At 70.2% G+C, this 12,085-nt stretch carries 11 protein-coding genes; 2 read left to right on the forward strand and 9 right to left on the reverse strand.

The window, feature by feature from the left end; translation table 11 throughout:
* Nucleotides 1-73: 73 nt before the first annotated feature.
* The 5 genes from IEZ21_RS42205 to IEZ21_RS42225 all read right to left on the reverse strand — a co-directional run bounded on the left by IEZ21_RS42205 (nucleotide 74) and on the right by IEZ21_RS42225 (nucleotide 5,123).
* The gene (locus IEZ21_RS42205) at nucleotides 74-466 is read right to left on the reverse strand and encodes a DUF3037 domain-containing protein (RefSeq protein ID WP_033327045.1); all 393 of its coding nucleotides are present in this window, start codon (nucleotides 464-466) and stop codon (nucleotides 74-76) included.
* Complete coding sequence (locus IEZ21_RS42210; RefSeq protein WP_189327121.1) at nucleotides 463-1,230, reverse strand: HipA family kinase; 768 nt, start codon at nucleotides 1,228-1,230, stop codon at nucleotides 463-465. The genes IEZ21_RS42205 and IEZ21_RS42210 overlap by 4 nt, the downstream gene beginning before the upstream one ends.
* Before the next feature lie 110 nt (nucleotides 1,231-1,340).
* Nucleotides 1,341-2,033: a response regulator gene (locus IEZ21_RS42215; RefSeq protein WP_189327122.1), complete on the reverse strand. Its 693-nt coding sequence runs from the start codon at nucleotides 2,031-2,033 to the stop codon at nucleotides 1,341-1,343.
* 296 nt (nucleotides 2,034-2,329) lie between these two features.
* Nucleotides 2,330-3,526 (reverse strand): ArsR/SmtB family transcription factor, encoded by a 1,197-nt coding sequence (locus IEZ21_RS42220; protein WP_220450468.1) that lies wholly within the window; start codon nucleotides 3,524-3,526, stop codon nucleotides 2,330-2,332.
* Nucleotides 3,527-3,548: 22 nt separating this feature from the next.
* Nucleotides 3,549-5,123: an AbgT family transporter gene (locus IEZ21_RS42225; RefSeq protein ID WP_189327123.1), complete on the reverse strand. Its 1,575-nt coding sequence runs from the start codon at nucleotides 5,121-5,123 to the stop codon at nucleotides 3,549-3,551.
* A 233-nt stretch (nucleotides 5,124-5,356) separates the two neighbouring features.
* On the opposite strand from IEZ21_RS42225, the gene IEZ21_RS42230 reads away from it, so the two are divergent.
* A complete protein-coding gene (locus IEZ21_RS42230) occupies nucleotides 5,357-7,270 on the forward strand; it encodes a CocE/NonD family hydrolase (protein ID WP_189327124.1) in 1,914 nt (637 codons plus the stop codon).
* A 36-nt stretch (nucleotides 7,271-7,306) separates the two neighbouring features.
* On the opposite strand, the gene pflA is transcribed toward IEZ21_RS42230, so the two are convergent.
* The 4 genes from pflA to IEZ21_RS42250 all read right to left on the reverse strand — a co-directional run bounded on the left by pflA (nucleotide 7,307) and on the right by IEZ21_RS42250 (nucleotide 11,411).
* Nucleotides 7,307-8,053 (reverse strand): pyruvate formate-lyase-activating protein, encoded by a 747-nt coding sequence (gene pflA, locus IEZ21_RS42235; protein WP_189327125.1) that lies wholly within the window; start codon nucleotides 8,051-8,053, stop codon nucleotides 7,307-7,309.
* Nucleotides 8,050-10,311, reverse strand: a complete 2,262-nt coding sequence (pflB, locus tag IEZ21_RS42240) for a formate C-acetyltransferase (RefSeq protein ID WP_189327126.1) — start codon at nucleotides 10,309-10,311, stop codon at nucleotides 8,050-8,052. Before pflB ends, pflA begins: the two co-directional genes overlap by 4 nt.
* A gap of 187 nt (nucleotides 10,312-10,498) precedes the next feature.
* Nucleotides 10,499-10,939 carry a pyridoxamine 5'-phosphate oxidase family protein gene (locus tag IEZ21_RS42245; protein ID WP_189327127.1) on the reverse strand — a complete coding sequence of 147 codons (441 nt, stop codon included), beginning with the start codon at nucleotides 10,937-10,939 and terminating at the stop codon, nucleotides 10,499-10,501.
* Nucleotides 10,940-11,210: 271 nt separating this feature from the next.
* Nucleotides 11,211-11,411 carry a hypothetical protein gene (locus tag IEZ21_RS42250; protein WP_189327128.1) on the reverse strand — a complete coding sequence of 67 codons (201 nt, stop codon included), beginning with the start codon at nucleotides 11,409-11,411 and terminating at the stop codon, nucleotides 11,211-11,213.
* Nucleotides 11,412-11,605: 194 nt separating this feature from the next.
* Here IEZ21_RS42250 and IEZ21_RS42255 point away from each other — a divergent pair, with 194 nt between their 5' ends.
* Nucleotides 11,606-12,070: a Crp/Fnr family transcriptional regulator gene (locus tag IEZ21_RS42255; RefSeq protein ID WP_189327129.1), complete on the forward strand. Its 465-nt coding sequence runs from the start codon at nucleotides 11,606-11,608 to the stop codon at nucleotides 12,068-12,070.
* Nucleotides 12,071-12,085: the final 15 nt, after the last annotated feature.

Genomic DNA, 12,085 nt, shown 5'->3' on the forward strand with positions numbered 1-12,085 from the left:
GTACCCTTCCGCGGATGTGACGCTAGAAGCCCTGGCACTCGGTGTCAACGAAACACCACGTACATGTGATCCATCACCTCACCAGCAGGTCTAGAAGCCGCTCGACCTCGGCCTCGGGATCCGCGGTGAGACCGGTGTGCACGGGACCCGGCTGGACGACGGTCGAACGGGGCGCGATCAGCCAGCGGAAGCGCCGCCCTGCGTCGTCGCTCGCCGCCTGCCCCGCCGCCGCGCCCCCGGCGCAGACACCCTCGACGGCGCGCAGCGCGGCGCGCACGCCGGCCGCGTCCGCCGCCGGGTCCAGCGCCCGCAGCTTGCCCTCGTCAAGATGCGTGCGCGCGGCCACGAAGGACTTCGCGCGGCAGTACACCAGCACGCCCGCGTTGAAGCACTCCCCCCGCTCGACGCGCGGTACGACGCGCAGCAGGGCGTACTCGTAGACGTCACGGCCGTCGCGCCCGCTCACTTCGCCCCCACCTCGCCGATCTCGATGCGCTCGTGAATGGTGGCGGCGCGCGCCAGCAGCGGCTCCGCGTAGGCGCGCCTGAGCGCGTCGGCCGAGTCGAACCCCGGCTCGTCCGTCAGCCAGACCTCGGGGATCTCGGCGGTCACCTCGGCGAGCAGTTCCCCGGTGATCAGCGGCGCCAACTGAGCGGCGGCGGAGGCGATATCGGGGCCGAAGGGCGCGAGCGCGTGGTCGGAGGCGTCGTACGGCCGGGCCGCGGAGGCGGGTGCACCGGGCCAGTTGTGGTGCCAGATCATGGTGGCGCCGTGGTCGATCAGCCACAGATCGCCTTGCCACACAAGCAAGTTGGGGTTTCGCCATGACCGGTCCACGTTGTTGACCAGCGCGTCGAACCAGACGATCTTCCCGGCTTCCTCCGGGCTCACCCGGTGCGCGAGAGCGTCGAAGCCGATCGCCCGGGAGAGAAAGTCCATCCCGAGGTTCAGCCCACCGCTCGACTTGAGCAACTCCTGTACTTCTTCGTCAGGTTCACCGAGCCCAATGACAGGATCGAGCCCGATCGTGACCAGTCCCGGCACGCGCAGGCCCAGACGACGGGCGAGTTCACCGCAGACGACCTCCGCGACGAGGGTCTTGCGCCCTTGCCCGGCGCCGGTGAACTTCATGACGTACGTTCCGAGATCGTCGGCCTCGACGAGCCCCGGCAGCGAGCCGCCCTCACGCAACGGTGTGATGTAGCGGGTCGCGGTGACCTCATTCAGCATTTTCCCCGGCAATCCGCTCTCATAGAGTCCGGCGGCCCGCAGCGCAGGTAGTTCCGTCCGATTACGGGGGCGAGCCGGGGCTGTTCGGCCCCACGGCTCGCCGTGCGGCGTCAGCGTCCTTCTTGCTTGCGCCGGTCCTGGGCCTGGGTGGCGATGACGGCGGCCTGGATGCGCCGCTCCACGCCGAGCTTGGCCAGCAGGCGGGAGATGTGGTTCTTGACCGTCTTCTCCGCGAGGTAGAGCCGCTGGCCGATCTGGCGGTTGGTGAGCCCTTCGCCGATCAGGGCGAGGATCTCCCGCTCCCGGTCGGTCAGGCCCGGCAGGGCGTCAGGTTCGGGCTCCGGCTCCTGGCCCTGGCGCAGGCGGGCCATCAGCTTGGCGGTGGCGCTGGGGTCGAGCAGCGACTGCCCGCGGGCCACGGTGCGTACGGCCGACACCAGGTCGGAGCCCTGGATCTGCTTCAGCACGTACCCGGAGGCGCCCGCCATGATCGAGTCGAGCAGGGCCTCCTCGTCGTCGAAGGAGGTGAGCATCAGGCAGGCCAGTTCCGGCATCTGCGAGCGCAGCTCCCGGCACACGGTCACACCGTCGCCGTCGGGCAGACGCACGTCGAGCACGGCCACTTGCGGGCGCAGCGCGGGGACGCGGACCAGTGCCTGCTCCACATTTGCGGCCTCGCCGATCACGGTGATGTCCGGTTCGTCGTTCAGCAGGTCGTGCACCCCGCGTCGTACCACCTCGTGGTCGTCCAGCAGGAAGACCCGGATCGGGTTGTCGGGTCCGGGTCGCTCGCTGTCCGCCATCGACGGCTCCTGTCCTGTGTCGTCTGTCTCCAACACCGGAAACCGCCGGATGGGCGGAACCGGTCCTTCCCTGTCGAAGATCCTCCGCGATTCCGGGCCGAACGGCCAGGGCCAACCGGCCTCTTTCGCTCCGGCACTCCCGCCTTCCCAATCGAAGGCATGCTCCGGAAGCTTGTCCCGCCGCCCGCAAACCCGAGTCATGCGGCCCGCAGGCGGGCGGCGAGCAGGGTGACGTCGTCTTCGGTGAGTCCGTGCACCAGACGTGCGAGCACGGTGTCGAGCACATCCTCGTCGGCTCACCGTGCCACGGTTGCGAGGACATCGTGGCCCAGTCGCTGGATGACGTCCGTGGCGAGCCGGTGCCGTACCAGCTTGCCGTCTCGGGTGGAGCGCACCAGGCCCGCGTCGCGCAGGGTCCGCAGGGCGCGGGAGACCTGTGGCTCGCTGGAGCCGAGTCGGGCGGCGAGCTCCGACGTGGTGATGGGCTCGCCCAGCAGATGGCGGCACAGCTCCATCCGGGCGGGCGAGGTCAGCGCCATCAGCCGGTGGTGCAGATCCCGCACGGTCAGCTGTCCGGCCAGGGAGGTACCGCGCGCCGCGTACTGCACCACCACGCACGACGGGTGCTCGTTCTTGACCGTCAGATGCGGCCACACCCGGGCGGACGGGACGAGGACGAGGGGGCGCGGGGCCACCTTCACCTCGTCGATCTGCAGTTTGTCCAGCCGTACCCGCTCCCCCGGTCCGACCCGGGCCGCCGTCGGCAGCAGTTCGGTGAGCACATCCGCGGGCGAGCGTAGCGAGATGGGGGTCCCCCCGGCCGGAGGCTGGGGGAGAAGCGAGATGGGGGCACTCCCGGCCGAAGTCCCCCAGCTTCCGGCCGGGAGTGCCCCCGGGGGGAGGGCGGCCAGTCGGCGACGTACCTCCCGCGCGTGGTCCTCCAGGGCCGGCCGCAGGGTGCGCCAGTCCTCGGCGAAGAACGCGGTGTCGGCGTTCCGCAGCACCGCCAGCAACCGGTCCCGCAGCTCCAGCGGTGCCGCCATCAGCTGCCGCGCCAGTTCACCGCGGGCGTAGGAGCGGCGCAGGCAGCGGCGGGCGTAGTCCTCCGCGACGGCGGTGCCTGCGCGCAACTCGCGGGCCGGCGGAACGGGCTGTGCGTTGGTGCCGAGGATCCCGGGCGCCACCAGCTCGAGGAAGTCATCCTTCGGCAACTCCCCTATCGCCGCCAGTTCTTCGTCCAGGCTCGCCGCGAGCGGCAGCGCACGGGGAAAGAACAGGCGGCAGCGGTAGCGGGCCCACAGAGGAGCGAACACGGTCAACTCGTCGTGCAGCTCTGGTCCCGCCGCGGCGGCGCGGGCCGCCCAGCCGGCGGCCTCCGGGTGGTGCTCGGGTTCGGCGAGCACGTGCAGGCTCGCCATCAGTTCCGACAGCGCGGAGGGCCCGACCGCGAGGTCCGCGGGGCCGAGCCCTCCGAGGTCGAGGACGATGCTCACGCCGTCAGCGTACGGCCGGAGTTCACCGTACGGGCGCGCCCGGACCGAGCGGGATGCCCAGCAGGTACCAGGCGAAGAACAGCAGTACCCAGACCACCAGCATGATCATGGCGACGGGCAGGGTGAAGGAGACCAGGGTGCCGATGCCGGCCTTGCGGCGCAGGGTCTGCAGGTAGCCGACGCAGAGCATGAACGAGGTGCTCATCGGGGTGATGGAGTTCGTACAGGAGTCGGCGATGCGGTAGAGCGCCATGGTGGTGGCCGGGCTGGTGCCGAGCAGCATCAGCATCGGCACCAGTGCCGGGGCAACCAGGGTCCACAGAGCGGAGCCGGAGGTGATGAGGAGGTTCATCAGGGCGACCGCGACGATCAGCAGGGAGAACAGCACCAGGGTGGGCGCGCCCAACTGCTTGAGGAAGTCCGCACCTTCGACCGCGACGACCGTGGCGATGTTGGTCCACTTGAACAGGGCGAGGAACTGGGAGACGGCGAAGAAGAGCACCAGCAGCGGTGCGATGGAGCGCACTCCCTCCGCCATGAACTCCGGAATCGCGCGGCTCCCCCTGATCCGCCCGGTGAGCCTCCCGTACACGGCGCCGATCAGCAGGAAGAAGACAGTGAGGAAGACAGCGATGGCGTTCATGAAGGTGGACTCCACGATCGCGCCCCCCTCGCCGCGCAACGGCGACGAGGCGGGCAGCATCGCGAGCACCATCAGCGCGGCGTAGCCGAGTACGGCAAGGCCGGTCAGCTTCAGGGCCCGCAGCTCGGTTGTGTCGTCGACCTCCGCGGCGACGACCCGCTGTGCCGCGGCGGCCTCCAGGTCCGGGTCGGGGGTCAGATGGTGCTCGCGCTTGGCGAGGATCTTGTCCACGACCAGGGCGATGGTGCCGGCCAGCACGAAAGCCGAGACGGTGGTGAAGTACATGTTGTCCGTCGCGCGGACCACCACGTCCTTGTCGACGAGCTGCGCGGCCTCGGTGGCCACGGAGGCGAACAGCGCGTCCCCGGGGGCGATCAGCGGGTTGGCGTCGCCTGCGGCGTTGATGGAGACGAACGCGACGATCATGCCGAGCATCGGCGAGCGGCCCACGGCACGGAAGGCCACCGCCCCGAGCGGGATGAGGACCACGTAGGCGGAGTCGGACAGGAACTTGCCCAGTACGCCGCCCAGGGCCACGCCCAGGACGACCGTGCGCGGGGACAGGCCGGACAGCATGCGGCGGGCCAGTGCTTCGAAGAGTCCCGACCGTTCGGCGACCGCGACGCCGAGCATCACCATGAGCACGGTGCCGAGTGGGCCGAAGGTGACGAAGGACTCCTCGGCGCCGGTGATCAAGTCCCGTACGGCGTCCGCCGACAGGGCGCTGCGTACGCCGACCAGGTCACCCGAGGAGGGGTCCTCGACCTGCAGGCCGGAGGCGTTCAGCGCCCAGCTGACGAGAGCGACCACCCCGCACAGGATCCAGAACAGCCAGAACGGATGCGGCAATGCGTTTCCCGCACGCTCGACCAGATCGAGGAGCCGGGAGCCACGGCCCCCCTCGTCGGGCTCCGGGGCCTGCACCTCCTGGGGGCGGTGGGCAGGTGTGGTCATGGCGGCCTCCTGTGAGGACGGTGAACGAGGGCACGACGCGGCCGCGTGGCGAGCGCTGTGTGGGAAAACAGGGACCCGGAACCGCGCACGATCCGTCGCAAGGCACGGGGCGTGTTGCCGGGTTGCGCTGCACAGTAGGTCCCGTGTCCGACCCCGTCACCGTTCGGCGGAACAGTTGACCTGATGACGTCAAGTGATCGCCAAGATCGAGGCCGTTGCTTAGCGTCACGGGAATGACCTCGTACGACACCTCCCACACCTGCCGCCCCGAACCCCTCCAGGGCGGCGCCCTGTGGCGGCGTACCCTGCGCGTTCCCATGCGGGACGGCATCCGTCTCGCCGCCGACCTGTACTCCGCCTCCCCCGAACCGGAGACGACCGCGCTTCCCGTGCTCCTCGAGCGCACCCCGTACGGCCGGCGCGCGCAGCGCGGTTCGGACCAGGACCGCGGCGACGCGCCGATACCCCAACCCGAGGACATCGCCCGGCACTTCACCGACGCCCGCTACCACGTCGTACGGCAGGACTGCCGGGGCCGCGGCGACTCCGAGGGAACGTTCGTGAAGTACCTCGGCGAAGGCCCGGACGGGGCGGACACGATCGCCTGGCTCAGGAACCAGCCGTGGTGTGACGGCAGGGTCGTGATGACGGGGGTGTCCTACTCCGCCCACGTCCAGGCAGCCGCAGCCGCCGAGGGGGCGACGGGGCTCGCCGCCATGGTTCAGGACTCGGGCGGTTTCTCCTCCGCGTACGACGCGGGGATGCGGATGGGTGGCGCCTTCGAACTGAAGCAGGTGACCTGGGCACTGCGGCAGGCGCTGAACAGCCCGGAGGCCGCGGCGGATCCGGTGCTGTCCGAGGCACTGTCGCGGGTGGACGTGGCGGGCTGGTTCGGTGCGATGCCATGGCGGCCGGGCTGCACGCCGCTACGGCACCTTTCGGCGTACGAGGACTACTTGCTGGAGCAGTGGCGGCAGGACACCTTCGGGGACTACTACCGCAACCCGGCGATCTACGGGCGAGGCTTCTACGAGCGCTTCCCGGACGCGCCGAGCCTGCACCTGGGCAGCTGGTACGACCCCTACGTCCGCTCCACGATCGAGAACTTCACCGCCCTGCGGGAGCTGAAGTCGGCCCCCTCGTACCTGGTCATGGGCCCGTGGACGCACGGGCGCCGCTGCGACACGTACGCCGGAGACGTGGACTTCGGCCCGCGGGCGACGCTGGACGGCAACCTCGCCCCGTCGTACCTGGAGTTCCGCCGCCGCTGGTTCGACCGGGCGCTGGGCCGGGAAGACGAAGGGAATCCGCAGAGCGGAGACCTCCCCGCCGTGCAGTACTTCCTGATGGGCGGCGGCGACGGCCGAAGGGATGCGGCCGGGCGGATGCGGCACGGCGGCGCATGGCGCACCGACGCCCACTGGCCGCCGGCGTCGACGGCCCCCGTCGCCCTGTACCTCACCGCCGCAGGCACCCTCACCCTCTCCCCGCCTGCCGTGGCCGCCGCGTCGGTGACCTACGACTTCGACCCGCGCCGCCCGGTACCCACCATGGGTGGCCAAGTGACCTCGGGCGAGCCGGTGATGACGGGCGGGGCATACGACCAGAACGCCCCGGACGCCCGGGTGTACGGGGCCCGTGAGCCGTATCTGCCGCTGGATTCCCGCCCGGACGTGATCAGTCTGACCACTCCGCCTCTCGAGCGGGACGTGGTGCTGGCCGGCCCGGTGTCGGCCAGGCTCCACATCTCCAGTACGGCCCCGGACACCGACTTCACCATCAAGCTGATCGACGTCCACCCGCCCAACGCCGACTATCCGCACGGCTTCGCCATGAACCTCACCGACGGCATCGTCCGCTGCCGCTTCCACCGCTCCTACGAGAAGCCGGAGTTGCTCACTCCGGGCGAGGTGTACGAGATCGAGGTCATCGCCCCCGACACGGCAAACCGCTTCGCCGCCGGCCACCGCATCCGGCTCGACGTCTCCTCCAGCAACTTCCCCCGCTTCGACGTCAACACCAACACCGGCGAACCGGAGGCCGCCGCCCGCCGCACCGTCATAGCGGTGAACACCATGCATATGAATGCGGAGCACCCCTCCCACCTACGGGTGTGGCTGGAAGGGGGCGCGGACGCATTCGCGTAGCCGGACAGCCGCGTGCCCGCCGAGGCTGCCCAGGGGTCAGAGCGCCCGCAGGCCGTGCTCCCGGAACTTCTCGCGCACCCGCTCCGTCAGGTCCGGATCCGGCGCAGGTGTGTCGCGCAGGGGGAAGGGGATGCCCAGCGCGTCGTACTTGTGGGCGCCCAGTTTATGGAACGGCAGGACGTCCACCCGGTCGACGTTGCCCAGCCCGGCCAGGAACGTGCCGAGTCCGTCGACGGCCGCCGGGTCGTCGGTCCAGCCGGGCACGAGGACGTAGCGGATCCATACCGGGATGCCGAGCCGGTCCAGGCGGGTGGCGAAGTTGAGGGTCGGGGAGAGGTCGCCGCCGGTCAGCTTGCGGTAGGTGCGGACGTCGAAGGATTTGATGTCCAGCAGCACCAAGTCGGTGTCGGCGAGCAGTTCGTCGGTGGCGCGGGCGCCGAGGAAGCCGGAGGTGTCCAGGGCGGTGTGCAGGCCGAGTTCCTTGCAGCGGCGGAAGATCGAGGCCGTGAAGGCCGGCTGCAGCAGGGCCTCGCCTCCGGTGAGGGTCACTCCCCCGCCGGCAGTCGTGATGAAGGGCCGGTACTTTGCGATCTCGGCCATCACTTCGTCGACGGTGGTCTGTTTCCCGTCGCGCATGTGCCAGGTGTCCGGATTGGCGCAGTACAGGCAGCGCAGTGGGCAGCCGCTGAGGAACAGCACGAACCGGGTCCCGGGACCGTCCACTCCCGTGGACAGGTCCCAGGAGTGGATCCGGCCCGTCACCGGCTCGACCGTGGTGCTCACAGCGATCCGTGGAAGGTGCGGCTGATCACGTCGAGCTGCTGCTCGCGGGTCAGGCGAACGAAGTTGACGGCGTATCCGGAGACCCGGACCGTCAGCTCCGGGTACTTCTGCGGGTGTTCCATGGCGTCCTCGAGCGTCGCCCGGTCCAGGACGTTGACGTTCATGTGGAAACCGCCGGAGGCCGTGTACGCGTCGAGGATGCCGGCCAGGTGCGCGGCGCGCTCGGCCGGGTCGTGGCCGAGGCCCTCGGGGGTGATCGTCGTGGTCAGCGAGATGCCGTCGCGGGCCTGCTCGTACGGCAGCTTGGCCACCGAGAGGGCGGAGGCGGCCACTCCGTGCCGGTCGCGGCCGTTCATCGGGTTGGCACCCGGGGCGAACGGGGCGCCCGCGCGGCGGCCGTCGGGGGTGTTGCCGGTGTGCTTTCCGTACACCACGTTCGAGGTGATGGTCAGCACCGACTGGGTGTGCTCGGCGTTGCGGTAGGTGGGATGCTTGCGCACCTTCGCCATGAACGACTGAACCAGGTCGACGGCGAACGCATCCGCGCGGTCGTCGTTGTTGCCGTACGCCGGGTACTCGCCCTCGATCTGATAGTCCACGGCCAGCCCGGTCGCGTCCCGGATGACCTTCACCCGCGCGTGCTTGGCGGCCGAGAGGCTGTCGGCCGCCACCGACAGGCCGGCGATGCCGCACGCCATGAAGCGGTGCACGGGGTGGTCGTGCAGGGCCATCTCGATGCGCTCGTAGGCGTACTTGTCGTGCATGAAGTGGATGACGTTGAGCGTGTTGACGTAGGTGGCGGCCAGCCAGTCCAGCATGTGGTCGTACGCCTTCGACAGCTGCTCGTAGTCCAGGTACTCACCGGTCAGCGCGGGCGCCTCGGGGGCGATCTGCTCGCCGGTCATCTCGTCCCGGCCGCCGTTGATCGCGTACAGCAGCGCCTTGGCGAGGTTGACGCGCGCGCCGAAGAACTGCATCTGCTTGCCGACCGCCATGGCGGAGACGCAGCAGGCGATCGCGGTGTCGTCGCCGGTGCGCGGCCGCATGAGGTCGTCGGACTCGTACTGGATGGCACTGGTGTCGATGGACACCTGAGCGCAGAACTCCTTGAAGCCAGAGGGCAGTTGAGGCGACCACAGCACGGTCAGGTTGGGCTCGGGGGCCGGGCCCAGGTTGTACAGGGTCTGCAGGAAGCGGAAGGAGGTGCGGGTGACCAGCGGGCGGCCGTCGGTGCCGATGCCGCCGATGGACTCGGTCACCCAGGTCGGGTCGCCGGAGAACAGCGCGTCGTACTCCGGGGTGCGCAGGAAGCGGACGATCCGCAGCTTGATGACGAAGTCGTCGATCAGTTCCTGGGCGCGGCTCTCGTCGAGGGTGCCCTCGTCCAGGTCGCGCTGGAGGTAGACGTCCAGGAAGGTGGAGGTGCGCCCCAGGGACATCGCGGCGCCGTTCTGCTCCTTCACCGCGGCGAGAAAGCCGAGGTAGAGCCACTGCACGGCCTCGTGCGCGGTGGCGGCAGGGCGGGTGACGTCGCAGCCGTACGAGGCCGCCATCTGCGCGAGTTCTCCCAACGCCCGGATCTGCTCGGCGAGTTCCTCGCGGTCCCGGATGACGTCCGGGCTGGAGGGCTGCGCGTCCAGCCGGGCCTTCTCGGCCCGCTTCGCCTCGACCAGCCGGGCCGTGCCGTACAGCGCGACCCGCCGGTAGTCGCCGATGATCCGGCCTCGGCCGTAGGCGTCCGGCAGGCCGGTGATGATCCCGGCCTTGCGGGCGGCGCGCATCTCGGGGGTGTAGGCGTCGAAGACACCGTCGTTGTGGGTCTTGCGGTAGGTGCTGAAGACGCGCTTGACGAAGGAGTCGGCCTGGTAGCCGTACGCCTTCAGGCCGTTCTCGACCATCCGCAGCCCGCCGTTGGGCATGATCGCCCGCCGCAGCGGGGCGTCGGTCTGCAGGCCGACGATCAGTTCGCGGTCGCGGTCGATGAAGCCCGGCCGGTGCGAGGTGATCGTCGACGGGAGGCCCGTATCGACGTCCAGGATGCCCCGGCGCCGCTCCTCGGGGAACAGCCGGGCGACCTTGTCCCAGACGGCGAGGGTGCGCGCGGTCGGACCGGTCAGGAACGCGGAATCGCCTTCGTAGGGCGTGTAGTTGGCCTGGATGAAGTCACGTACGTCGACCTGGTCCCGCCAGCGCGTACCGGCGAAGCCCCGCCATACCTCGGTCGCCACCCGGGCTCCAGCTGTCACCGTTACCGTCATCGCCGGTCTCTCCCTCACTCCGCACGTGAACTTCTGCGCTTTCGATGCTCGCCGCTCGCGATGCCGGCGGGGAGGGCCTGTCGGCGTACCCGGGGCGCGCCATCGGTCCCTCGTCTGCTGGGCCGTTGGGCCCGGACCCGGCCGGACGAGAAGAAACGGGAAGAACGGGAAGAAGGACGAAAGACCTTCAGACCGTGAGGTCCACCCCGTACAGGGTGCGTCCGCCGACGAGTTCACGCCCGGTGACCAGTTCGGGCTCGATACGGACGAAGACCTCCTGCGGCGCGGGCGCCCAGGAGACCGGGCCGGTACGGGCCATGCGTTCGTACTCGGCGGGATCGGTCACCACCGTGGCCGTGCCCGTGACGACGACGCTCCACCCGGAGTGCCGGTCCGCGTCGACGTCGTCGGTCTCGAAGGCGACCACGGCGCCGTCGATCGCGCGGACCAGTTCCGAGGTCGCGGAGGTGCACAACAGGACCGCGCCGTCGTGGTCCAGACTGAAGTTGACCGGCAGCACGGCGGGCAGGGCCCGGCGCGTGTAGACGATGCGGCCGACGGGCACCTTGGCCATCAGCCGCAGGCACTCCTGCCGCTCGAGTTCGCGGAAACCGTCATTGGGGTACATCGGCCGGCCCGTCCTTTGCTTGGTACAGAGGTACTGCTGTCCTTTCACCGTGAGCCGGACGAGGTCCGGGCGTGAGGGGCCATGGGTCCCGGCCCTGCTGGAGAACGACCCGTTGTCCCCACCCCGATCGATCCCGCAGTGAGCGCGGCCTCCCGGAGAGGTGCTGGTACCGCTCGGGCCGGTCGGCCGCTTCGCCAAGGGGGGCTCGGATGTCCGGCACGACGCCACCATGGGTTCCCGGCGCGACAGCTGCGCTCCGCACTTCTGTGGCTCAGTGCCGGACCAGGGTCCGAACGGGTCGACGGGATGCCTCCGTCGTCCGCGTGGCCGTCGGCCGGCGCCGGATGTGGCGCCGCTGTGCGCGTAGCGCCAGCACGTCGAGCGCGGCGCTGAGCACAAAGGTGACCGCCATAGAGATCACCAGGAGGACGGCGAACAGCCTCCAGAACTCCGGGGTCAGTGACGTACCCACGATGAACACCCCCTTCCAGCGGGTTGTCTCCCGACTACATCGAACCGCCGGACCCGTTCCGGCACAGGGGGCCCAAGGGCTCTCACGGGGTACCGGGCGGCCCGGCCATGGGGCCGGATGGCCCATCGCCCGGCACGGGGCACGGGAGCACGCTGGAGGTGGCAGGTTCGTACGCCCTGATTCGGAGGCACGTCATGAACGCTCCCGCCACGGCCGGCATGCTGCAGGCGCTGCCCGCCGAGCACCGCCACCGGCTGATGCGCTTCGCCCGGGAGGTGTCCTTCCCCCAGGACACCCGCCTCTTCAACGAGGGGGGCCGCGCCGACCGGTTCTGGATCATCCGTACCGGCACCGTCGCCCTCGACATGCACGTGCCCGGCCGCCGGGCCGCCCTCATCGAGACCCTCGGCCACAACGAACTCCTCGGCTGGTCCTGGCTGTTCGCCCCGCACGCCTGGCACCTGGGCGCCACGGCGACCAGCCCGGTGCGCGCCTACGAGTTCGACGCCACCGCGATCCGCTCGATGTGCCAGGACGACCCCGCGCTCGGCGCGAGCGTCGCCCAGTGGGTGGGCGACGTCCTCGCCCACCGCCTGCGCTCGGCCCGCACCCGGCTGCTGGACCTGTACGCCCCCTACGGCAGCGGCGGCCTCCGGTGACCACGCCGACCAGTC

Source organism: Streptomyces flaveus (assembly GCF_014647675.1).
GTDB lineage: Bacteria > Actinomycetota > Actinomycetes > Streptomycetales > Streptomycetaceae > Streptomyces > Streptomyces flaveus.